We start from the raw sequence: 23,439 nt of genomic DNA, 5'->3' as shown, positions 1-23,439 counted from the left end.
GATGGCGAAGCGTGTGACGCTGATGGCGAAGCGTGTGGATGTAGGAATTCGGAGGGGGAGGGTTTCAGCTAACGGTGGTTATGGCGTCGAGGATTCTTTTGAAGTCCCAAGCAGATATCACTGCACGCTCGGTCCACTTAAGAATTAGCGGTTGGAAGGCGTTTTCTTTGCTTGGCGCTTTCACACTCCAAGTGCAACAGCGGGGTCAATGACAATGCCGTGCTTGGCGCAGTTTTCAATAAAGACCTCACCAGGCGTGCGCCACTGGAGCGTTTTTCGAGGGCGGGTGTTCATGTTCAGCGCGATCGCATCGAGTTGTCGCTGCGAGAATACCGATAGATCGGTCGCCTTGGGTAGAAACTGGCGCAGCAGCCCATTGATGTTTTCGCAGATACCGCGTTGCCACGGACTGTGTGGATCGCAGAAGTAGATCTTGATGCCCGTCGCCTCAGCCAGCTTTTTGTGTAACGCCATTTCTTTGCCCTGGTCGTAGGTCAGGGTTTGACGCAGTCCCTGATCGAGCGGCGCGAACGCGGCACTGTAGGCTTCCAGCGCTGCCTGCGCCGTACTGCCATCGATCTTGACCAGCATCACAAACAACGTGCTGCGATCCACCAGCGTACCCACTGCCGAACGGTTAGCCAGGCCTTTGATCAGATCTCCTTCCCAGTGACCCGGGATGAGCCGGTCGTTGGCTTCGGGAGGGCGTACGTGAATACTGAGCATGTCGGAGAGCTTGCCGCGCCGGTCCTGTCCTCGCGTGCGCGGCCTGCGTGCGCCACGTCCCTGTCGCAACAGGCTGACGAGTTCCCGGCGCAACTCGCCTCGGGGCGCGGCGTAAATGGCTCGGTAAATGGTTTCATGCGAAGCGTTCAAAGCAGGCTCATCAGGGTGGGCAAGTTTGAGTGCGGCTGAGATCTGCTCGGGTGAGTGACACTTTTGCAGATACTGCCGCACTTCGGGCCACAACGCGCCGTCAACGTGCAGTTTGCGCTCGTAACGCGGTTTGCGGCGAAGCCGTCCCGCGCGTCGACCAGCACGGATCGCGCAGTAAGCGCCCGCGATCGCAGGCCGTCCTCTGTCGCCGCGCTCTTCATCGGACTTCCAGCCATTGCGCTTGAGTTCGCGGCTGATCGTACTTGGCGAACGTCGGAGCGCACGCGCGATCGCGCGCGTGCTTTCGTTGGCAAGTTTCATGGCAAATATTGAGCCACGCTCCTCAGCGCTGAGATGTTCATAGCTTTGTCCCATGCAACATATCCTATTTCAAAGGTGTTGCACTTGTACCTTGAAAACGCCCTTCGTTTCTTTTTCGCCGTTGGAAAAAGAAATGAAGTCCCGCCACGGACAGTGGCCAACAGTGCTAAAAATATCAACGAACAGGGAACGCGCGAAGCCCCAAAAAGCAGGATCCCCAAAGCACCCCCTCCCCTAGCGCCAGCAAAACCTCAAACCACGATAGTCTGAGCCTCGCCCACCCCGGCCTCCCGCACCCGCCCGATCGACCAAACCTGCTCCCCTGCCGCTGACAAAAGCCCCGTCGCGGCTTCAGCGTCGCCAGCATCCACCACAACGACCATCCCGATCCCGCAATTGAATACCCGATGCATCTCCGCATCCGCCACACCGCCATGCTTCTGCAACCACGAAAACAACGGCGGCAACGGCCACGCCCGATGATCCAGCTCAACGGTCAAACCATCGCGCAAAACCCGCGGAATATTCTCGACCAATCCGCCGCCCGTAATATGCGCCATACCCTTCACAGCAATCTGCGACATCAACGACAACAACGGCTTCACATAAATATGCGTCGGCGCCATCAACGCATCGGCAAGCGTCCGGCCATCGAAATCAGCATTCAAATCAGGCTGCGCCCGCTCAATGATCTTGCGCACCAGCGAATACCCATTCGAATGAATCCCCGACGATGCCAGCCCCAAAACCACATCGCCCGGCTTGATGGTCGAGCCATCGATAATCTTGCTCTTCTCCACCGCGCCAACCGCAAACCCGGCCAGATCGTATTCGCCATCGGGATACATGCCCGGCATCTCAGCCGTCTCACCGCCGATCAACGCGCAACCGGCCAGCTCGCAACCTTGCGCAATGCCCTGCACCACGGTCGCGGCCGTATCCACATCGAGCTTGCCGCAAGCAAAATAATCGAGGAAAAACAGCGGTTCAGCACCTTGCACGAGAATGTCGTTGACGCTCATGGCAACCAGGTCCTGGCCAACCGTATCGTGCTTGTTCAGCTGAAACGCAAGACGCAGCTTCGTGCCAACGCCGTCCGTTCCGGATACGAGCACCGGCTCCTTATAACGTTTGGGCACTTCGAACAGCGCGCCGAATCCGCCGATTCCCCCCAACACGCCGTCGCGCATGGTTTTCTTGGCAAAAGGCTTGATCCGGTCGACAAGCGCGTCGCCGGCATCGATGTCCACGCCCGCGTCGCGATAGGACAAACCTTGGGCGGGGGCGCCCGTGCGCTCTGGGGCGGATTTCGGTTGATTCATGGGGGATCGGCGAGAAGGTCGGTAAAATGAGATTTTAACCGATGCCAGCCGCCCAGCCGGATTTCCCGCACTTCGCGTCGCCGGCTCAAAAGCACCGCTCCACTTTTTTTGAGACCCGCGTCCCTTCGGCGCGTGTCTCAACCCTGCGCTCAACGCCTTTTACCCCGGTCATGCCGGACATCGGCCAAGCTGAGCGAGCCGTTTTTCAAGACACGCCCTGACGGAACCGATTGCCCGTGCAACGCCAACTGACGCTCGATCTCGGCACGCCGCCGCTTGCCACCTTCGACAACTTCTTCGCCTCCGGCAACCACGAACTGGTCACCCGCCTGCGCGGACTCGAAGGCGAACTCGCCGCAGGCCCCGTGGCCGACCGCACGTTCTACGTCTGGGGCGAAGCGGGCAGCGGCCGCAGTCACCTGCTGCAGGCGCTGATGCACGAAGCAAACGGCCGCGGGCGTTTCCTGAGCCCGCAAGCGCCGCTGGCCGCGTTCACCTTCGATCCGAAAGCGACCCTCTACGCCGTCGACGACTGCGAACGCCTGTCCGGCGCGCAGCAAATCGCGCTTTTCAACCTGTTCAACGAAGTGCGCGCCCATCCGGCGAGCGCGCTCGTGGCAACCGGTAATGTGGCGCCGCTGGGGTTGTCGGTGAGAGAGGACTTGCGCACGCGCCTGGGCTGGGGACTGGTCTTCCAGCTCACGCCGCTCTCCGACGAAAGCAAGGGCGCCGCTCTGAAACATGCGGCGCGCGAACGCGGTATCGATCTGGCGGATGACGTGCCGGCCTACCTGCTCACCCATTTCCGGCGCGACATGCCAAGCCTGATGAAACTGCTCGACGAACTCGACCGGTTTTCGCTGGAACAAAAGCGTGCGGTCACGCTGCCTTTGTTGCGCACGATGCTCGCCAAGAAAGACGACGAAACACCGCGCCCGCAAACCGAGCTTTTTTGAGCACGCACCGTCACTCCACGCGCTCACGAGCGGCCCAAGAACGCTTCCATCCGCTTCAAGTAAAATGCGCTTCCATGAACCTAGCCCTATTTGATCTCGATCACACCCTCATCCCGACGGATAGCGACCACGAATGGGGTCGCTTCATGGCGAGGCTCGGCATTGTCGATGCTGAAAAGTTCGCGAAGCAAAACGACGCGTTCTATGCACAATACAAGGCCGGCACGCTCGATATCCACGCGTACCTGAACGCCCAGCTTTCCCCGCTGGCGCTGCATCCGCGCACGCGACTGGACGACTGGCACGCACAATTCATGCGCGAAGTCATCACGCCGGCCATCCAGCCCGCCGCGCTGGAACTGGTGCGCAAACACCAGGAAGCGGGCGACCTGTGCTGCCTCGTCACCGCAACAAACGCGTTCATCACCGCGCCGATCGGCCAGGCGTTCGGTATTGACGCGCTGATCGCGTGCGAAGTCGAAACAGTCGACAATATCCCGAACGGCGAGCTGACCGGCCGTCCAACCGGCACGCCGAGCTTTCGCGAAGGGAAGATCGTGCGTACCGAAATGTGGCTGGCTTCCATGGGAAAAAGCCTGAGCGACTTCGAACACAGCTACTTCTACAGCGACTCGCACAACGACATTCCTCTGCTCGAGAAAGTCACCGACCCGATCGCGACCAATCCTGACGACACCCTGCGCGCTCACGCGCAAGCCCGCGGCTGGCGCATCCTGGAAATCTTCTCCCCACGTGATTAAAAAACTCATCCGCAAGCTGTTCGGCCAGGAAAGCGCCAAAGAGGACGCTCCGGCGACCGCCCCGCTCTCCGACGATGTAAAACCCGCCCGCAAGAGCACGCGCAAGAAGGCTGCGCCAGCCGCGGCCAGGCGCGACCCCAACGTGCCGGTGATTCTGCCGGCGGATGTGCATGGCATCGACCCGTCGCTGATTTCAAAGAACGCGATTCGCGTGACAGAAGGGCTGCAGCAAGCCGGGCATCGGGCGTTCATTGTAGGCGGCGCGGTGCGCGACCTGCTGCTGAACGTGGCGCCAAAAGATTTCGACGTTGCAACAGACGCCACGCCGGATCAGGTGCAGAAGCTGTTTCGCCGGGCGCGCATTATTGGCCGGCGGTTTCAGATCGTGCACGTGCAGTTCGCGCAGGACATCATCGAGACGTCGACATTCCGCGCACTCGTCGATACCCCCGCCGACGCGCCGCCATCGCCGCCTCCGCCACGCCTGAGACGCGGCGAGATGGACACGCGCACGCACGCGGTCGACGCAAGCGGCCGCGTGCTGCGCGACAACGTATGGGGCGAACAGCACGAAGACGCCACGCGCCGCGACTTCACCATCAACGCCATGTATTACGATCCGGCCACGCAAACCGTGCTGGATTACCACGACGGCATGGCCGACGTCCGCGCGCGCCTGCTGCGCATGATCGGCGATCCCGCCACGCGCTACAGGGAAGATCCGGTGCGCATGCTGCGCGTGGTGCGCTTTGCGGCAAAGCTCGGTTTCGAGATCGAGCCGGCCACGCGCGCGCCGATCGCTGAACTGGCCGACCTGATCAGCAATGTCCCGGCCGCGCGTCTCTTCGACGAAATGCTCAAGCTGCTGCTCTCCGGCCACGCGCTCGCGTGCCTCACGCGGCTACGCGCGGAAGGCTTGCATCACGGCGTATTACCGCTGCTCGACGTCATCTTCGAATCGGCGCACGGCGAGAAATTCATCACGCTGGCGCTCACCAATACCGACGAACGCGTCCGCGCGGGCAAGGGTGTATCGCCGGGATTTTTGTTTGCCACGCTGCTCTGGAACGACATGCAGTCGCGCTGGCAGCAATACACGCTCGCCGGCGAATTCCCGGTGCCCGCGCTGCATCGCGCGATGGACGACGTGCTTGACATGCAGACCGAAAAGCTTGCTATCCATAAGCGGTTTTCATCGGATATGCGTGAAATCTGGGGCCTGCAACATCGGCTCGAAAAACGCTCCGGCCGCAGCGCCATGAAGCTGCTGGAACACCAAAGGTTTAGAGCGGGTTATGATTTCCTCCTGCTCCGGTGCGAATCGGGCGAACTGGATGCATCGGTCGGGCAGTGGTGGACGGACTTTATCGCTGGAGACACAGCCGCGCGAGAGTCACTGCTGTCGCAAGGCGGGAAGGACCGGGCGCCCAAGAAACGACGGCGGCGTAGCAGTAACGCCAAAAGCCGCGGGCCGGGCACCGGAATGGAGGGCGGCGCGAGCGCGGGGGACACATCGGCTCGTGAAGAACGTGATGTGCGCGAAGAGCGCGACGTGCGGCATGGCGACGATTGACACGGCCCGCACGCGTTTTTGAAAACGCATTCGCGTCGTGTTTCGCCGAACGACAGTCGTAGGATTCATGCCATGACGGTAGCTTATCTGGGCCTGGGCGCAAACCTTGGTGATGCGCGCCAGACCCTGAAAGACACAGTGGTGTGTCTTGCTCAGCAACACACAATCACCGTGCTCGCGAAATCGAGCCTCTATCGCACCGCGCCCATCGACGCCGGCGGCGACGACTACTTCAATTGTGTCGTCAAGATCGATACCACCCTGCCCGCGCGACATCTGCTGCGGCTGTGCCATTCCATTGAAGAACACTTCGGGCGCGAGCGGCCTTATCGCAATGCGCCGCGCACGCTCGACCTCGATATCCTCCTGTTCGGAGACTCCTGCATCGAGGAAGCCGATCTGGTGATTCCGCATCCGCGTCTCACGGAGCGCGCGTTCGCGCTCGTGCCGCTGATCGAACTCGATGGCGAGATTGTCATTGCCCAACGCGGCCGCGCCGATGCGTTCCTGGCGTCCGTCGCAGATCAACGCATCGAAAAAGTGGCGACGCATCAGTGCCCGCTTTTCGCCTCCCGCTGCACTTCGCGTCGCGAAGCCTGAACGCCTTCTGGCGGAAAGCCTCACAACCATGAGAACTCCATGAGCACGCCGCTTACCGTCACCGCGCCGCATTTGCGCCCGCCGCACCGATACATCGCGATAGAAGGCCCGATTGGCGTTGGCAAGACCACGCTCGCGCGGCTGCTCGCGGAGCGCTGGTCCATGCGCACGTTCTTCGAACGCCAGCAGGAAAATCAGTTCCTCGAGCGGTTTTATCGCGACAACACGCGTTACGCGCTTGCCACGCAATTGCAGTTCGCGTTGCAGCGCGCGCAGCAGGCGCAGGAAATCGGCGCGGCGCTCGTGGGCGGTCCCGGGCATCTCGGGCAGACGGCGGGCGCACCGCTCATCACGGATTTCATCACCGAGAAAACCGCGCTCTTCGCGCGCCTCACGCTACCCGACGACGAATTCGAACTGTTCCGCGCGGTGTCGGCGCGCTTCAATGCGCCGGCGCCCGCGCCCGATCTGGTGGTGTATCTGCAAGCCAGCCCCGAAGCGCTGTTCGCGCGCATCCAGAAACGCGCGATACCCATGGAACTGCAGATTCCCGATGCCTACCTGCGCGCCCTTTGCGACGCCTACAATGATTTCTTCTATCACTACGACGCCACGCCCTTGTTGACGGTGAGCGCCGAGCATCTGAATCCGCTGGAATCGGACGCCGATCTGGCGCTGCTGGTCGACCGTATTGAAACCATGCGCGGGCGCAAGGAATTCTTTGTCAAGGGCACGTCACTCTAAATCCGTCCGGGCGGCGCGCCAGCGTGCCGTCTCCTATCTCGTCGATGTGGAAATTGCCATGGCGTATTTGCAGGAAACCAGCCGCGCCGCGATCACGGTCCCGAAGCTTCGGACCATGCGCGAAGCCGGCGAAAAGATCACGATGCTGACGTGTTACGACGCAAGCTTTTCTGCCTTGCTGGACCGCGCGGACGTGGATGTGCTGCTGATTGGCGATTCGCTTGGCAACGTGTTGCAGGGGCACAGCACCACGTTGCCCGTGACGCTCGATGACATTGCGTATCACACGGCTTCGGTGGCACGCGGGAACAGGAATGCGCTGGTTGTATCGGATATGCCGTTCGGCACCGTCGGCTCGCGCGAGGAAACGTACGCGAACGCCGTGAAGCTGATGCGTGCGGGCGCGCAGATGGTCAAGATCGAAGGCGGAGAATGGTCGGCGGACATCGTGCGGTTCCTGGTCGACCGGTCCATTCCGGTTTGCGGCCACGTTGGCTTGACACCGCAATCCGTGCACGCGTTCGGTGGCTTCAAGGTGCAAGGAAAAACCGATGCCGGCGCCGAGCAGATGCGCCGCGATGCATTGGCGTTCCAGCAGGCCGGCGCGCAGTTGCTCGTGATCGAAGCCGTGCCTACATTGCTCGCGCGCGAGGTGACGGAACAATTGGTTATCCCGACAATCGGCATTGGCGCGGGGATCGATTGTTCAGGACAAGTGCTCGTGCTGCATGACATGCTCGGGATTTTCCCCGGCAAGCGTCCGCGCTTTGTTAAGGACTTCATGCAGGGACAGCCGAGTATTTTCGCGGCCGTGGAAGCGTATGTGCAGGCCGTGAGAGATAAAACTTTTCCCGGGCCCGAGCATACGTTTTAAAGGTTTAGCTTTTGCGCTTCAACCGCGCAGCTACCGCGCCGCGCAGCGCGTTGCAAATCATCAGCGCTTCTGCGCGGTTCAAGTCGTCGGCCGTCAACGCGTGCTCTTGCGCGTTCAACTCTTCCAGCAAGACACCGCGCATTACTCCAGGCAAGACGCCTGCGTCTAGCGGCGGCGTTTTCCAGCGGCCATCAAGCTTCAGGAACACGTTCGATCGTCCGCCTTCCGTCAGTTCGCCACGCTCGTTGAAGAACAACATGTCGAATGCGCCCTGCGCTTCGGCTTCACGCCACGCGCGGTCATAGTCTTCGCGCGATGTGGTCTTGTGCATGAGCAATGGATCGCCGGAAGAACGCGGCCCAAAGCCATAGTCCGATGCCAGCAGTACAATCACCGCTGGCTCCGGCAACGGCGCAAGCGGCGCGCTCGTGAGGTTTATTTCGCCACTCTTCGCCAACGCAATCCGCAACCGGTACGGCATGTCAGCTTCAAATCTGGCGATGGTTTCATCGATACGCGCCTCCAGCACCGTCCGGTCAAGCGGGAAGCCGCACCATCCGGCGCTCGAAGCCAGCCGCGCCAGATGCCTGTCCCAGCGGCGAATCCCGTCTTGCTTCGTCGCGAACGTGGTTTCGAAAAGTTGAAAACCCGGATCGGAACCCGTCAGGAATCGCGCTTTCAACTGACACTCCTCGTATTCGTCGGCGGCGTTGCTATCCAGCACAATCCCGGCGCCGATACCCATCCTGCCCCGGCCGTGCTGAATTTCGAGCGTGCGGATCGGCACGGACAAACAAAAATCATCGCGTTCATCCAGCCAGCCGATAGCACCCGTATAAATGCCCCGCGGCGTGCTTTCGAGGGCGTCGATCAGTTGCATTGTCTTGTGTTTCGGCGCGCCCGTGATCGAACCGCAGGGAAGCAATGCACGCAGAATATCGGCGAAAGTCGTGTGGGGACGCAAGCGCGCCTCTACCGTCGAGGTCATTTGCCACATCGACTTGTATGCTTCCACCGAAAACAGCTTCGGGACATGAACGCTCCCGGTGACCGCCACGCGCGACATGTCGTTGCGCAACAAATCAACAATCATCACATTTTCAGCGCGATTCTTCGGATCGAGACGCAGCCATTCCGGATCGACGCTGCGCGGCGCGGTGCCTTTCATGGGCCGCGCACGAATCACATCACCGTCACGTTCTATGAATAATTCAGGCGAGCACGACAGCACCTTCCGCCCATCGGGCATCGCGATCAACGCGCCGTAACGCACGGGCTGCCGCTCCCTCAACCTTCTGTAGAGCCCAATTGCCGAGCCGAACACACTGAAGGCGAGTCGAAACGTGTAATTGATCTGATACGAGTCGCCGGCGTGCAGCGCTTCCTGCACGCGCGCGATGGCCTGCTCGAACGCATCGGGCGTCACGCTCGACTCGATGTGCGCGACACCCGCCACCGACGGCCAATCCGCCGAGCCGTTGTCGTTTTCGGCAAGCCATTGATCCGCCTCATTCCGCGAGAGCTTTGTGCACTCGCGGAACAACAAAAAGCGCAGCGCGGCATTGCCGGGCTGCGCCAACTGAAGGTTGCGGCCAAATTCGTAATCCGCCAGCACGACGGCATGCAATCCGTCGCGCAAATCGTGCTGGACACTCGCGCATACGGTGTCGAGTTGCGCGGCATCGTGACATGCCCGTTCGCGCACGAAGCTGGCGTAAAGGCGACTCGACCGCCTTTCGGCGGTCGAGTCGCAATCGTCGAGCAGCGCGAAAACCTCGCTGCGTTGCTGCATGGTCAGTGCCTCAATCGAAGAAACTCTTGACCCGGTCGAACCAGCTCTTGCTCTGCGGACTATGACGCGCGCCGCCTTCCGTCAACGAACGTTCGAACTGCTTGAGCAGGTCGCGTTGCTGGTCGGTGAGCTTGACCGGCGTCTCGACCTGTACATGCACATATAGATCCCCGGCAATGCTCGAACGCAATCCCTTGATACCCTTGCTGCGCAGACGGAACGTCTTGCCGGACTGCGTGCCTTCCGGCACGGTGAAGCTCGCACGGCCCGCCAGTGTTGGCACTTCGATCTCGCCGCCAAGCGCCGCCGTGGTGAACGGAATCGGCATCTGGCAGTGAAGGTCGTCGCCGTCGCGTTCGAACACCGAGTGCTGCTTGATGTGAATTTCGACGTACAGATCGCCGCTCGGACCGCCATTGATGCCCGGCTCGCCGTTACCGGACGAACGAATTCGCATGCCGTCGTCAATGCCAGCCGGAATCTTCACTTCCAGCGTCTTCGTTTCCTTTACCTTGCCCGCGCCATGGCAATGACCGCACGGTTCAGGAATATAGGTGCCGGTGCCGTGACATTTCGGGCAGGTTTGCTGGATGCTGAAAAAGCCCTGCGACATCCGCACGGTGCCTTGTCCATGACACGTCGGACATGTTTCCGGCTTCGTACCGGGCTTCGCGCCCGAGCCTTTACAGATTTCGCAATTGACCCAGCTCGGCACGCGAATTTGCGTGTCGTAGCCGTGCGCGGCCTGCTCCAGCGAGATTTCCATGCTGTAGCGCAAATCCGCGCCACGATAAACCTGCGGACCGGCGCGCCCGCGCGCCGCACCCGCGCCACCGCCGGCGGCCTGGCCAAAGATGTCGCCGAATATATCGCCGAAGGCATCGGCAAATCCGCCGAAACCCTGCTGGCCTGCGCCCATGTTCGGATCGACACCCGCATGGCCGTACTGATCGTACGCCGCGCGCTTTTGCGGATCCGAGAGCATTTCATAGGCCTCCTTGGCCTCCTTGAAACGCTCTTCCGCATCCTTGCTATCCGGATTGCGGTCGGGGTGATGCTTCATCGCAAGCTTGCGATACGCCTTCTTGATTTCGTCGTCGCTCGCGTTCTTCGCGACGCCCATAACCTCGTAGTAATCCCGTTTCGCCATATCGGTTCAGCGCCACCGTGCCCGATCTTTCCGATCAAGCCGACAGCTCCCTCTTGGATGCCTGGAGTCTCGCGACTCGTGTGATTTGTCGACGCCCCGCCTTTGTGCGATTTCGCCCGGTCAGCAAACAACCGACGCGCATGATGCGTACAAAGCGCAGCGCCCTCTAAAAAACAACGTGCCCGGGGAGCCATTTGGCTCGCCAGGCGCGTTCTTTGTCCTTGCGCTCAACGTCTCGCAAGACATCTTCCGTCGCGGTCCCGCACGCAGCCGAAGCTGCACGGGACCGGTTCAACTTTCGCCGAAGACACGCTTGCGCGGTTCAATCGACTTAGTCCTTCTTCACTTCCTTGAAGTCGGCATCGACAACGTCGTCGTGCTGCTCCGGCGCCGCCTGTTGCGCACCCGGGCCGCCTGCGCCCGCTGCTGCCGCGCCCGCCGCACCTTGCGCCGCAGCCATGTCGGCGTACATCTTTTCGCCGAGTTTCTGCGACGCGGTCGACAGCGTTTCAATCTTCGCGTCGATTGCGGCCTTGTCGCTCGCCGTGCTCTTGAGCGCTTCTTCAAGATCCTTCAACGCAGCTTCGATCTGTTCCTTCTCGGCTGCTTCGATCTTGTCGCCGTACTCAGCCACGGCCTTCTTCGTGCTGTGCACCAGCGCGTCGCCCTGATTGCGCGAGTCAGCCAGTTCACGCAGACGATGATCTTCGTCTGCGTTCGCTTCAGCGTCCTTCACCATCTTCTCGATCTCGGCGTCCGACAAGCCCGAGTTCGCCTTGATGACAATCTTGTTTTCCTTGCCGGTTGCCTTGTCCTTCGCGCCGACGTGGAGAATGCCGTTCGCGTCGATGTCGAAGCTCACTTCAATCTGCGGCGTGCCGCGTGCTGCCGGCGGAATGCCTTCGAGGTTGAACTCGCCCAGCAGCTTGTTGCCCGCCGCCATTTCACGTTCGCCCTGGAACACCTTGATGGTCACGGCGCTCTGGTTGTCGTCGGCGGTCGAATAGACCTGTGCGTGCTTGGTCGGGATGGTCGTGTTCTTGTTGATCATCTTCGTCATCACGCCGCCAAGGGTTTCAATACCCAGCGACAACGGCGTCACGTCCAGCAGCAACACGTCCTTCCGGTCGCCCGACAGAACCTGACCCTGAATGGCGGCGCCAACAGCCACGGCTTCGTCCGGGTTCACGTCGCGGCGCGGTTCCTTGCCGAAGAATTCCTTGACCTTGTCCTGCACCTTCGGCATACGCGTCATACCGCCGACCAGGATGATGTCGTCAATATCGCCGACCTTCACGCCTGCATCTTTAATAGCGACGCGGCACGGTTCCATGGTGCGCTCGATCAGTTCCTCGACCAGCGACTCCAGCTTCGCACGCGTAATTTTCAGGTTCAAGTGCTTCGGACCCGACGCGTCGGCCGTGATGTACGGCAAGTTGATTTCAGTCTGAGCCGCCGAAGACAACTCGATCTTCGCTTTTTCAGCCGCTTCCTTCAGGCGTTGCAGCGCAAGCACATCCTTCGACAGGTCGACGCCTTGTTCCTTCTTGAACTCGCTGATGATGTAGTCGATGATGCGCTGGTCGAAATCTTCACCGCCCAGGAACGTGTCGCCGTTCGTGGAGAGCACTTCGAATTGCTTTTCGCCGTCGACATCGGCGATTTCGATGATCGACACGTCGAACGTGCCGCCGCCCAAGTCGTACACGGCAATCTTGCGATCGCCCTTTTCGTTCTTGTCCAGGCCGAACGCCAACGCGGCGGCGGTCGGTTCGTTGATGATCCGCTTCACTTCCAGACCGGCAATACGGCCTGCATCTTTCGTTGCCTGACGCTGGCTGTCGTTGAAGTACGCCGGAACCGTAATCACGGCTTCCGTCACTTCCTCGCCGAGATAATCTTCAGCGGTTTTCTTCATCTTGCGCAGCACTTCAGCCGAGATTTGCGGCGGTGCCAGCTTTTGATCGCGGGCTTCAACCCAGGCGTCGCCGTTATCGGCGCGCACGATCTTGTAGGGCATCAACGCGATGTCCTTTTGCACTTCTTTTTCGTCGAAACGACGGCCAATCAGCCGCTTGACCGCGTACAGCGTGTTCTTCGGATTCGTCACCGACTGACGTTTCGCCGGCGCGCCGACGAGGATTTCGTTGTCGTCAACGTAAGCGATGATCGACGGCGTGGTACGCGTACCTTCCGCGTTTTCGATCACTTTGACGGAATTGCCTTCCATGATCGCCACGCACGAGTTCGTTGTGCCCAGATCGATCCCAATGATTTTGCCCATTTTTATCACTCTCCTGACTTTGATCGCAGCGCATCCGTTTTTCCGTTTCGACGCGTTTGTCATCGATAAACGCTGCCGGATGCCCAAAATTTAACCCTGTACGCCAAATAAGAGCGTTCGCATGGTTTTCAAGACCAAAAACCCACGCAAACTCGACTTTTTTCAGCCTGTCTGCAACTTTTTTCGCGCGTTCAGCTCGGGTGCTTCATGTCGAGCACCCGGATTTTCTCCCGGGCGGCCGCCACGGCGGCTTCAAACTGGCCGAGTCCATGCCAGCCGGTCGCCCGTCCAAGACGCTTGCCGCGGTAGAAAAAGAACCACGTGGGAACGCCGTGCAGCATGAAACGCCGGCCAAGCTCCCGATGCTCGTAGACATTGCTGTGAAACCACTTCAATCCGAGCGCCCGGATTTCGCCTGGCTTGGCGAGCATCGCTTTTTTCGCGATCTCGCAATTGAAGCACTCGAAGCCCCAGAAGAACACAACAGCAAGCTCGTCTTCCGCCGACGCCAGGCCGGCGTCGAACGTGTCGGCGCTCAATTCCTGCATGTCGAAAACGGAAAACGCCGTGGCGTCGACCGGAATATTGACCATGACGGCTGCGTTCGCGCAGTGGAGCGTTTACTTCGGCGCTGCCACGGTCACGAGCGCTGGCCGCAAAACGCGATCCGCGATCACGTAGCCTTTTTGCAGCACGGACACGACCGTGTTGGCCTCCTGATCCGCCGGCACCATTGAAATAGCCTGATGGCGATGCGGGTCGAACTTTTCGCCAACCGGATTCACCTCAATGACGCGGCCCTTTTCCAGCGCGCCGGTCAATTGGCGCAGCGTCAATTCGACGCCTTCCCGTACCTTGGCGAGATCCGTCGAGGAATGCACGAGCGCGGCTTCCAGGCTGTCGAGCACTGGCAGCAGATTTTCGGCGAAATTTTCGATCGCGAATTTATGTGCCTTCTGGACGTCTTCCTGCGCCCGGCGCCGCACGTTTTCCGTCTCGGCTTTCGCGCGCAAGAACTCTTCTTGCAACGCTGCAGCCTTGGCCTGGGCTTCGGCGAGAAGCGCCTCGGTTTCGTTCACGTCGACGGCGTCCGTTGCCGCGCCTTGTATTTCTGGCGTGTTCGGCTGCTGTGTGTTCTGAGCCGCCGTTTCGTCGACGGGCGTGGGGTTCTGGCTCGCGGAGTTGTCTTGCGTGTTTTCCATGTCGCTTGAGATCTTTGCTATGGGTGAAAAACGAATGAAATCGGAAGCAGCGTTGCGGCTCCGACCCATCAAAAAAGCTGCCGATGATAACTGCCGGTCAACGTTGCAAAAACACAACTACTGCAACGCCTCATTGGTCCAGATGATCGAGGACTCAATGTGTTCGTCCCAAAAGCGCACTTGAGGCTCGAATGAGCGTTTTCAAGGGGTTGCGTAGTGTTTCAGGGGTCATTTCTATAGTGTGGAAACGGCCCGTTACAACCATTTTTAACCGGTGATCAGATTCAGATTGAGCCGCTCGAATACGTCGCCTACACTTCGATCATGCCTTCGGAAGCGCTAGTTAACCCTAATCTTACGAAAGCCGGAATCCAAGCTTTTTAATCGCTGAAGTGAGCTTTTGAGCCAACGTCAGCGCCTGAACGTCGAGCCGCTGCGTTGCCACGAGGAACACCATGAGACTAACCTTTGCTATTGCGGTGGTCGCGTTGGTGCTCGTTGGCGGCACAACCACCATCTGCATGTCAGGCGCGGTAAACGATCACAACGTGGAGTACGGCGGTGTGTCCGCGACCATGGACAGCCTGTTCAATCAGCACCTGAAAGTTTGTCGATAATGCGCCGGTCGCGTTTGGTCGGCCGCCCCTGCAGCGCGGCGGCCGGTTCACGATAAGTCTTTCTGCGTTCGTTCTCCGCCACGCGCTTTTCCCGCCCGGCATCGGTTTCCTTGTAAAGCGTTTGCGCCACCGTTGCGGGACCGCGCACTTCGCAAATCCCCAGCACGTCGACCTGCCAGAGCACATGCTCGATCTCGATCTCCACCAGATCGCCGACCCGCACGTCCTTCGATGGTTTCACGCTCGCGCCGCCAATCCTGACGCGGCCTTTCTCCACCGCGTCGCTCGCCAGTGAACGTGTTTTAAAGAAACGCGCGGCCCATAACCATTTATCGATGCGAAGTCGCGCGCTGGAATCCGTGGAAATAGCGTAGTTCATGGCGAAACCTTATGCAGCCGCGCTCAAGGTCTGGGGCGCTTGAACCGGCCAGCCTTGCAGATGCTGAGCCACGATTTCTCCGAGCGCCTTGATCCAGGCCGGCGATGCATTCAAACAGGGAATCCGGTGAAATTCCCTGCCGCCGGCGTTCAGGAAATCATCGCGTACTTCAATTCCAATTTCCTCGATGGTTTCCAGGCAATCCGACGTGAATCCCGGGCAAAACACGTCAACGCGTTTCGCGCCCGCAGCGCCAAGTTCCGCAAGCGTAGGCGCGGTATAGGGCTGCAGCCATTCAGCGCGGCCAAAACGTGACTGGAACGTTACCCGGCATTCGACCGGCGAAAGCCCGAGGCCAGCCATCAGCAATGATCCCGTCTGTTGACACTGGTCGTGATAAGGATCGCCCAGGTCCATGGTCCGCTTGGGAACACCGTGAAAGCTCAGCACCAGCCGGTCTCCCGACGCGAAGTCAGGCTGGCCGTGCTGGTGCCAGTATTCCCGAACCTGCTCCACCAGTGCGCCGATATACGCAGGATGATCCGCGTACTGCCGGATAGTGCGCAGTTCCGGCTGATTGCGCACGCGCTTCAGCGCGTTGAAGGCGTCGTCAAACGCCGTGGCCGTGGTCGACGACGAATACTGCGGATACATGGGCACGAGCAGCACGCGTTCGGCGCCTTCCAGCTTGAGCTGGTTCAGCATGGCCGGAATGCCCGGCGAACCGTAGCGCATCGCGTAATCGACGATCACGTGATAGTCGTTCACTGCAAACAGACGCCGCAACGCTTCAACCTGTTTTTCCGTGTAGACCCGCAACGGCGAGCCTTCGGGCAACCAGACCTGGGCGTACTTCCTGGCCGAGGCTCGCCCGCGAAACGGAAGGATCGCCAATCGCAGGATCACTTGCCACGCGAGCGCCGGAATTTCCACCACGCGCGGGTCCGAAAGGAACTGGGCGAGGTACTTGCGCACCGCCTTGGGCGTGGGCGCGTCCGGCGTGCCGAGGTTGATCAGCAGCACGGCAACGCGATGCGAAGCGGAAGGCTGCGAGGGCAACTCGAGGTCGTAGCGCATGGAAAAGAAGCTCGGCAAGCCAGCGTGATTGAGTAAAACCCATTATAGCGGCGCGTTTCGGAACGCAACATCGGCCGAACGGCCTAGTGGCGCAGCGGCTTGCGACGGGGCAAGATGGGTTGTCGGACGGAGGTGGCGGGATTTACCCGCCCTTGCGGGACCGTCTTATTGTTGGCTGAGCGAGAGGGACAAAAGCCGCGCGGTGATATCGACTATTGGAATGACGCGGTTGTACGCCATGCGCGTGGGTCCGATCACACCAAGCGTGCCGACAATCTTTCCGTTCACTTCATAGGGCGCGGTGACCACGCTCATTTCTTCGATTGGCACGAGATTCGACTCGCCGCCAATGAATATCTGCACGCCTTGCGCGTGGCTCGACACGTCGAGTAATTGAAGGAGACTCGTCTTTTGGTCAAACACGTCGAAAAGCTTGCGCAGCCGCGCCATGTCGGAGGAAAGATCCGCCACTTCCAGCAGATTGCGCTCGCCGGAAATCAGCAAGGTCTCGCCGGGATCGGTTTCGTCAACGCTCGCGGCCACCGCTGCCTGCATCAGCGTGGTCATGTCGCCGCGAAGCGCGTCGATTTCCTCGCGAAGTCGGCGGCGCACTTCGTCGAACGACAAACCGGCGAAATTCGCGTTGATATAGTTCGACGCCTCGGTGAGTTGCGACGGCGAATAGTCACGCTGGGTCGCCATGATTCGGTTTTGAACGTCACCTTCAGGCGTGACGATGATCAGCAGAATGCGCTTGTCGGACAGCCGCATGAACTCGATCTGCTTGAACATGTGGCTGCGGCGCGGCGTGAGAATGACGCCCGCGAATTGCGACAGGTTCGACAGGACGCTCGCGGCAGCCGCCACGATCTTCGCCGGTTCGCCGCCTTGCAGCTTGATCTTGACCGCGGAGGTCATGGCTTCGTCGTCGGTGGTTTCGACGGTCAGCATGGTGTCCACGAAGAGCCGGTAGCCGCGAGGCGTCGGAATCCGGCCCGCCGAGGTGTGCGGACTCACGACCAGCCCGAGGTCCTCCAGATCCGACATTACGTTGCGGATGGTGGCCGGGCTGAGTTCGAGGCCGGAGTAACGCGACAGTGTGCGAGAACCGACCGGCTGACCTTCGGCGATGTATCGCTCGATCAGCGTTTTGAGGAGGGTCTGGGCACGTGGGTCTAGCATGGGGAAATTTTAGCTCAACGTGGTGGGCGCAGCGAGCGCGATGACTGAAGAAACAAAAGGGAACGCCCCTTTTTCATTCATTCGTCATCAATTCATGTTGCACATCATTCTAACGAGAATTCTGCGAAACGCCGGGGCGCAGCACAGGAGGACCGTCGCCAAGGCAAGCTCAAGGCAACCCGGACCTGGCCCACGGTTCTTTTCAACACTCACCTATGGTGTAATGCCGCCATGGATATTGGCACCCAATTCAAGACCGTCGCGCTCGTAGGGCGCAACAATACGCCCGGCATCAGGGAGCCGTTGACGGCGCTCGCCGCTTGCATCGTGAAGCGCGGGTTCAACGTCGTGTTCGAAGCCGAAACGGCTCAGGAAGTCGGCGTGACCGACTATCCGGCGTTGACCGCGCCCGAGATCGGCGCCCGCGCGGATGTGGCGGTCGTGCTGGGCGGCGACGGCACCATGCTTGGCATCGGCCGGCAACTGGCGCCGTACCGCACACCCCTCATTGGAGTGAATCACGGACGGCTCGGCTTCATCACGGACATTACGCTCGCCGAAATGCAGGAACTCGTTCCACAAATGCTGGCTGGCAGTTTTGAGCGCGAAGAGCGGACCTTGCTCGAAGCACGCATCGTCCGGGACGGCCTGCCGATCTACCACGCGCTGGCATTCAATGACGTCGTGGTGAATAGAAGCGGCTTTTCAGGCATGGCGGAACTGCATGTTTCCGTGGATGGCCGCTTTATGTACAACCAGCGCTCCGACGGGTTGATCGTGGCTACCCCAACCGGATCGACTGCTTACGCGCTCTCGTCCGCTGGCCCGATCCTGCACCCGCAACTGGGCGGATTCGTGCTCGTGCCCATTGCGCCACATTCGCTTTCCAACCGGCCGATCGTCCTGCCTGACGATTCGAGCGTTGAAATCCAGATCATCGGCGGGCGGGACGTGAACGTGAACTTCGACATGCAGTCGTTCACCGCCGTGGAACTGAACGACACAATACAAGTGCGGCGTTCGCGGCATACCGTGCCCGTGCTGCATCCGGTGGGATATAGCCACTACGCCACACTGCGCAAGAAGCTGCACTGGAACGAATATCCCTCGCACGAAGACGCTTCGAAACTCTAAGACGCCCATGCTCCGCCATTTATCGATTCGGGACTTCGTCATTGTTTCCGCGCTCGACCTTGAGTTCGAGCGCGGCTTCACCGTGTTTTCGGGTGAAACCGGCGCGGGCAAATCGATTCTTATCGACGCCCTCGCGCTTACGCTCGGTGCTCGCGCCGACGCCAGCATCGTGCGCACCGGTGAAGCGCGCGCGGACATCACCGCCGAGTTTTCCACGCACCAGCAAGTCGTGCAGTGGCTCGACGAGCATGCGCTCGCGACGGGAGACGGCGACACGGTCATGCTCCGGCGCGTGGTGGATTCCGGCGGCCGCTCGCGGGCCTTCATCAACGGCACGCCGGCTACCCTTGTGCAATTGCGCGAGTTGAGCGAAATGCTCGTCGATATTCATGGCCAGCACGCACATCAGCTTCTGATGCGCCCCGACGCGCAGCGCGAACTCTTCGATACCCACGCCGGACTGCTGGAGACCGCGCAAAAAGTGGCCAGGACACATCGGGTCTGGCGTGACGCAACCCACGCCGTGGAACTGGCGCAAAACCGCGATCGCGAATTGCAACTGGAACGCGAGCGCCTCGCGTGGCAACTGAGCGAGCTCGACAAGCTCGCGCCGCAGCCAGGCGAGTGGGAGGAAGTGAGCGCGGAGCATCATCGGCTGTCGCATTCGGCGAGCTTGATCGATGGCGTTCAGGGCGCATTGAACGCACTGTCAGAGTCGGACGAAGCCATGATCACGCAGCTTGCCGCCATTGTGTCCCGGCTGCGCGGCCTGGCTGACATCGACCCCGCGCTTGCGGACGTACTGGCGTCGCTCGAACCTGCCGAAATCCAGCTACAGGAAGCGTCCTATTCGCTGTCGCATTACGCCCAGCGGCTGGAACTCGATCCGAACCGTTTGGCGCAGGTCGAGCACAGGATGGATCAATTGCATTCGGCCGCGCGCAAGTTCCGGATGCAACCGGAAGCGTTGCCGGAAGAACATGCGCAGCGGCGCAGCCAATTGGCCGCGCTCGATGCCGCCACCGATCTCGACGCATTGCGCGCCGCCGTATCGAAAGCGAAAGAGGCTTATCTGGCCGAAGCGACGGTCTTATCGAAGGCGCGCGCGAAGGCCGCGAAGTCGCTGGGCAAGGCAGTCACCCAGGGAATGCAGGAATTGTCGATGATCGGCGGGAGTTTCGAAGTCGCGCTCGTGCCGCTCGCCGAAGGCGGCGCGTACGGACTTGAGCAGATCGAATTCCGCGTGGCGGGTCATGCAGGTGTGACGCTACGGCCGCTGGCGAAAGTCGCATCGGGCGGGGAACTCGCGCGGATCAGTCTCGCGCTGGCGGTCATTGCGAGCACGGCCAGCCCGACACCCACGTTGATTTTCGATGAAGTGGATACCGGAATTGGCGGAGGTGTCGCGGAAGTTGTCGGGCGTTTACTGCATCAGCTCGGGCGCGACCGGCAAGTGCTGTGCGTCACGCATTTGCCGCAAGTCGCGGCGCGCGGCGATCACCACTTTCAGGTAGCGAAGACCGGCGATTCGGCGGGCGGTACGGTCAGCACTGTTACGCCGCTGGATAAATCGAAACGCGTGGAAGAAGTCGCGCGCATGCTGGGCGGGCTGGAAATCACGGCCACTACGCGCAAGCATGCAAAGGAAATGCTGGCGGCGTGACATTGCCGCTCTGCCATGGCGACTGGTCAGAGCGGCAAACCAACTTACTGACTTACCCGAAAACCCGCCTCCAAAGCCCGCCGACCGCTTCCCGTTCCGCCGCGACCACATCCGGTTCCACACGCGCCTTTTCCATCCCATCGAGCCTGAGCGTGTGCTGCAACTTCCTGTAGCGCCGATAAGCCGCGGCCACTGTTTCAGCCTCGGCGGCGCTCATCAGGCCAAATCGGGCGGCGTGACCCAACAGCGAAATATTGCCGAGATTGCGCACAAATTCGCCGTCTTCGCGCGAGTGCAGCAGCACCCAGAACTGCACGATAAATTCAATATCCACCATCCCGCCGCGATCATGTTTCAGATCGAAGAGCTTGCTTTTGTTCGGATGTCCGGCATACACGCGCTCGCGCATCGCGACAATTTCCTGCGCGAGGGCACTGGCGTCGCGCGGCATGGTCAGGACGTGCGCGCGAATCGCTTCGAAATGCGCGCCGATCCCGGCGTCGCCGGCGCAATAACGCGCACGCGACAACGCCTGATGCTCCCACACCCAGGCCGTATTCGCGGCATCGCCTTCACGAATCTGGTAGCGCCGGAACGATTCCAGGCTCGTCACCAGCAAGCCGGATTCGCCGTTCGGACGCAAACGCAGATCGACATCGAATAACGTGCCGGCGCCCGTTGCCGTTGTGAGCCACGTGACCAGACGGCGCGCGAACATGGCGTAGATATCGCTTGTGGAATCGTCGGGGTCGTCGTGGAGAAAGATCAGGTCAAGGTCCGACGCATAGCCCAGTTCCTTGCCGCCCAGCTTCCCGTAAGCGATTACCGAGAAGCGCGGCACGTCGCGATGGCGCTTCGGGAACTGCGCCCATACGGTTTCCATGGTGACGTCGAGCACCGCATCGGCGAGCGCCGACAGCAAGTCGCTCACATGTTCGACCGTGATCTTGCCGCTCAAGTCGATCAGCAAAATGCGGAACACTTCGGCCTGATGCGCATGCCGCAGCAAGTCCATTTGCTGCTCGGCGCCATCGGCGGCGGCCATTTGCGCGCGCAACGCCGTGCGGAATGCCTGCCAGTCGAATGGGCTGGAAATGACTTCGTCGTCGAGCAGTTCGTCCAGAAGCTGCGGATGCCGGATCAAGTAACCCGCGGCCCAGCGCGATGCGCCCAGCACCGCCAGCACGCGCTCGAGCGCCGCCGGATATTCGGTCAACAACGCGAGGTACGCGCCGCGCCGGCTGACCGCTTCGAGCAGATCGAAGAGGCGCGCGATGGTGTCGCCGCGCCGCTCGGGCGGCTGCGCCTTCTGGGCGGATTCGAGCGCGCGCTGCGCGATGATGTCGAAGCGTTCGCGGCTGCGCTCGGGCAAGCCTTCGTATCGCGTCGATGTCCACACGCTGCGCAGGCGCGCGAGCACAGCGGGCGCGTCGGTGAAACCGAGTTCCGTCACGCGTTCCAGCAATTGCGCTTCGGCGCTGTCGTCGCCGAGCGCGCTGCTCCAGACCCACGATGCCGCCGAATCTTCCGCCACGGCGCAGCCGCCGTCGCCATTCACCTTGTCGGCGAAAATCTGGTCGAACTGGAGCGCGACGCGCGCCCGATGCGCTTCCAGTGCGTCCTTGAGGGCATCGTAATCAGGGAAATCCATCGCGCCAGCGACCGCCGCGCGATCTTCTGGCGAGACCGGCATGGCGTGGGTCTGCGCGTCGTTTCTATATTGCAGCCGGTGTTCGAGCTTGCGCAGAAACAGGTACGCCTCGGTAAGTTCGCGGCACACCGCCGCCGATATCAGCCCGTGCGCCTCTGCCCGGCTCAGCACGGACAAGGTCGGACGAATCCGTAGATCGGCGATCTGGCCGCCCCGGATCAACTGGAAAACCTGCGCGCTGAATTCAATCTCGCGAATTCCGCCGCGGCCGAGCTTGATGTCGTCGGCTTTGTCGGGGCGCATGGAGGCACGGCGCTGCGCTTCCTGGCGAATCTGGACATGCAGCGAACGGATGGCGCTGATCACGCCATAGTCCAGATACCGTCTGTAGATGAACGGCGTGGACAACGCTTCGAGTTGCTTCGCGAGCCGTTGCGCCGCTTCGCTTGTCCCCTCCGACACCAGCCGCCCCTTGATCCACGCATAGCGTTCCCACTCGCGGCCCTGCACGTAGAAATACTCTTCGAGCATGCCAAGTCCGCAAGCCAGCGGACCGGCGTCGCCGTTTGGACGCAGGCGCATGTCGACGCGAAAGACGTAACCGTCCTCCGTCACCTCGGCCAGCGCGCCGATCAGCTTGCGCCCGAGCCGCGTGAAATACTCCTGCGTCGATAAAGCCGCGCGCTCGCCGCCCATCGTTTCGCCATCGTCTTCGTAGACAAAGATCAAGTCGATATCCGACGACACGTTCAACTCACGTCCACCGAGTTTTCCCATGCCCACCACGCCGAGCGTCAGGCGTTGTCCATCGGGCCCGCGCGGCTCGCCGAACGTCGTTTCCAGATCCGCCGACAACACCGCCAGCGCCCGCTGAATCGTCAACTCGGCAAGATCGGTCATGGCGCCGGTGACTTCGGCTACATCGGCGAGACCAGCCAGATCGCGTTCCATCACCGTGCAGAAAACTTCGCCCCGGAGCTTGCGCAATGCGGTCTTGAGCCTGGCTTCGTCGAACCGGGCGCCGCCAACGCAAACGTCGCACAACGCGTCCAGGCGCTCCTCGATCCACGCGCGGCGAACCGGCGCCTGCGACCATTTCGCCACCTGCACCGGAAGTTCGGGACGCGCGGCGTACAAGCGCGCCGCGTAGTTGGAAGCGCTGGTGCTCAGCAGCACATTCGGCGGATCGGCGTCGGTCATGAAAGGTCGGGCTCAGTCATTGCTCGTAAAACGTGTCCGGCAGTCCGCCGGGGCTTTTGTGACAAAGTGCGCGAAAGGGGA

Annotated in this window: 20 protein-coding genes; 9 read left to right on the top strand and 11 right to left on the bottom strand. The window is 60.9% G+C overall.

Features of this window, described 5'->3' with window-relative positions:
- Window positions 1-180: 180 nt before the first annotated feature.
- Window positions 181-1,251 (bottom strand): IS30 family transposase, encoded by a 1,071-nt coding sequence (locus ACRWA7_RS18805; RefSeq protein ID WP_438390622.1) that lies wholly within the window; start codon window positions 1,249-1,251, stop codon window positions 181-183.
- Window positions 1,252-1,448: 197 nt separating this feature from the next.
- A complete protein-coding gene (gene purM / locus ACRWA7_RS18800; protein WP_060858874.1) occupies window positions 1,449-2,519 on the bottom strand; it encodes a phosphoribosylformylglycinamidine cyclo-ligase in 1,071 nt (356 codons plus the stop codon).
- A 236-nt stretch (window positions 2,520-2,755) separates the two neighbouring features.
- Here purM and hda point away from each other — a divergent pair, with 236 nt between their 5' ends.
- The 6 genes from hda to panB all read left to right on the top strand — a co-directional run bounded on the left by hda (window position 2,756) and on the right by panB (window position 8,027).
- Window positions 2,756-3,475, top strand: coding sequence for a DnaA regulatory inactivator Hda (hda, locus tag ACRWA7_RS18795; RefSeq protein ID WP_438395425.1), 720 nt, complete (start codon window positions 2,756-2,758; stop codon window positions 3,473-3,475).
- A 74-nt stretch (window positions 3,476-3,549) separates the two neighbouring features.
- Entirely contained in the window at window positions 3,550-4,236 is a 687-nt protein-coding gene (locus tag ACRWA7_RS18790) for an HAD family hydrolase (RefSeq protein WP_060858872.1), read from the top strand.
- Window positions 4,229-5,809: a polynucleotide adenylyltransferase PcnB gene (gene pcnB / locus ACRWA7_RS18785; RefSeq protein WP_438395424.1), complete on the top strand. Its 1,581-nt coding sequence runs from the start codon at window positions 4,229-4,231 to the stop codon at window positions 5,807-5,809. Before ACRWA7_RS18790 ends, pcnB begins: the two co-directional genes overlap by 8 nt.
- Before the next feature lie 72 nt (window positions 5,810-5,881).
- Window positions 5,882-6,409 carry a 2-amino-4-hydroxy-6-hydroxymethyldihydropteridine diphosphokinase gene (gene folK, locus ACRWA7_RS18780; protein ID WP_438395422.1) on the top strand — a complete coding sequence of 176 codons (528 nt, stop codon included), beginning with the start codon at window positions 5,882-5,884 and terminating at the stop codon, window positions 6,407-6,409.
- Between the two features lie 39 nt (window positions 6,410-6,448).
- Window positions 6,449-7,153: a deoxynucleoside kinase gene (locus ACRWA7_RS18775; RefSeq protein WP_060858869.1), complete on the top strand. Its 705-nt coding sequence runs from the start codon at window positions 6,449-6,451 to the stop codon at window positions 7,151-7,153.
- A 58-nt stretch (window positions 7,154-7,211) separates the two neighbouring features.
- Window positions 7,212-8,027 carry a 3-methyl-2-oxobutanoate hydroxymethyltransferase gene (gene panB / locus ACRWA7_RS18770; protein WP_438395421.1) on the top strand — a complete coding sequence of 272 codons (816 nt, stop codon included), beginning with the start codon at window positions 7,212-7,214 and terminating at the stop codon, window positions 8,025-8,027.
- A 4-nt stretch (window positions 8,028-8,031) separates the two neighbouring features.
- Here the strand turns inward: panB and pabB are convergent, their stop codons facing one another.
- The 5 genes from pabB to grpE all read right to left on the bottom strand — a co-directional run bounded on the left by pabB (window position 8,032) and on the right by grpE (window position 14,455).
- Window positions 8,032-9,825: an aminodeoxychorismate synthase component I gene (gene pabB, locus ACRWA7_RS18765; RefSeq protein ID WP_438396692.1), complete on the bottom strand. Its 1,794-nt coding sequence runs from the start codon at window positions 9,823-9,825 to the stop codon at window positions 8,032-8,034.
- 4 nt (window positions 9,826-9,829) lie between these two features.
- Window positions 9,830-10,969 (bottom strand): molecular chaperone DnaJ, encoded by a 1,140-nt coding sequence (gene dnaJ / locus ACRWA7_RS18760; protein WP_060858866.1) that lies wholly within the window; start codon window positions 10,967-10,969, stop codon window positions 9,830-9,832.
- Window positions 10,970-11,300: 331 nt separating this feature from the next.
- Complete coding sequence (gene dnaK, locus ACRWA7_RS18755) at window positions 11,301-13,253, bottom strand: molecular chaperone DnaK (RefSeq protein ID WP_060858865.1); 1,953 nt, start codon at window positions 13,251-13,253, stop codon at window positions 11,301-11,303.
- A gap of 191 nt (window positions 13,254-13,444) precedes the next feature.
- Window positions 13,445-13,846 carry a thioredoxin family protein gene (locus ACRWA7_RS18750; protein ID WP_438395418.1) on the bottom strand — a complete coding sequence of 134 codons (402 nt, stop codon included), beginning with the start codon at window positions 13,844-13,846 and terminating at the stop codon, window positions 13,445-13,447.
- 27 nt (window positions 13,847-13,873) lie between these two features.
- Entirely contained in the window at window positions 13,874-14,455 is a 582-nt protein-coding gene (grpE, locus tag ACRWA7_RS18745) for a nucleotide exchange factor GrpE (RefSeq protein WP_060858878.1), read from the bottom strand.
- Between the two features lie 455 nt (window positions 14,456-14,910).
- Here grpE and ACRWA7_RS18740 point away from each other — a divergent pair, with 455 nt between their 5' ends.
- Window positions 14,911-15,072, top strand: coding sequence for a hypothetical protein (locus ACRWA7_RS18740; protein WP_167353950.1), 162 nt, complete (start codon window positions 14,911-14,913; stop codon window positions 15,070-15,072).
- On the opposite strand, the gene ACRWA7_RS18735 is transcribed toward ACRWA7_RS18740, so the two are convergent.
- From ACRWA7_RS18735 to hrcA, 3 genes are all read right to left on the bottom strand, one after another.
- Entirely contained in the window at window positions 15,044-15,451 is a 408-nt protein-coding gene (locus ACRWA7_RS18735) for an RNA-binding S4 domain-containing protein (RefSeq protein WP_060858863.1), read from the bottom strand. The genes ACRWA7_RS18740 and ACRWA7_RS18735 overlap by 29 nt on opposite strands.
- Before the next feature lie 9 nt (window positions 15,452-15,460).
- Window positions 15,461-16,528, bottom strand: a complete 1,068-nt coding sequence (hemH, locus tag ACRWA7_RS18730) for a ferrochelatase (RefSeq protein WP_438395415.1) — start codon at window positions 16,526-16,528, stop codon at window positions 15,461-15,463.
- Window positions 16,529-16,693: 165 nt separating this feature from the next.
- Window positions 16,694-17,710, bottom strand: coding sequence for a heat-inducible transcriptional repressor HrcA (gene hrcA, locus ACRWA7_RS18725; protein ID WP_056356176.1), 1,017 nt, complete (start codon window positions 17,708-17,710; stop codon window positions 16,694-16,696).
- Window positions 17,711-17,941: 231 nt separating this feature from the next.
- On the opposite strand from hrcA, the gene ACRWA7_RS18720 reads away from it, so the two are divergent.
- Both ACRWA7_RS18720 and recN read left to right on the top strand, forming a co-directional pair.
- A complete protein-coding gene (locus ACRWA7_RS18720; protein WP_060858861.1) occupies window positions 17,942-18,844 on the top strand; it encodes an NAD kinase in 903 nt (300 codons plus the stop codon).
- Between the two features lie 7 nt (window positions 18,845-18,851).
- Window positions 18,852-20,507, top strand: a complete 1,656-nt coding sequence (gene recN / locus ACRWA7_RS18715) for a DNA repair protein RecN (RefSeq protein ID WP_438395413.1) — start codon at window positions 18,852-18,854, stop codon at window positions 20,505-20,507.
- A gap of 52 nt (window positions 20,508-20,559) precedes the next feature.
- Here recN and glnE read toward each other — a convergent pair whose 3' ends face one another.
- Window positions 20,560-23,358: a bifunctional [glutamate--ammonia ligase]-adenylyl-L-tyrosine phosphorylase/[glutamate--ammonia-ligase] adenylyltransferase gene (gene glnE / locus ACRWA7_RS18710; protein WP_438395412.1), complete on the bottom strand. Its 2,799-nt coding sequence runs from the start codon at window positions 23,356-23,358 to the stop codon at window positions 20,560-20,562.
- Window positions 23,359-23,439 lie beyond the last annotated feature (81 nt).

Source organism: Caballeronia sp. DA-9 (assembly GCF_051615025.1).
Taxonomy (GTDB): Bacteria; Pseudomonadota; Gammaproteobacteria; order Burkholderiales; family Burkholderiaceae; genus Caballeronia; species Caballeronia sordidicola.
The sequence above is the reverse complement of the archived record's forward strand: the minus strand, read 5'-3'. Positions and strand labels throughout refer to the sequence as shown.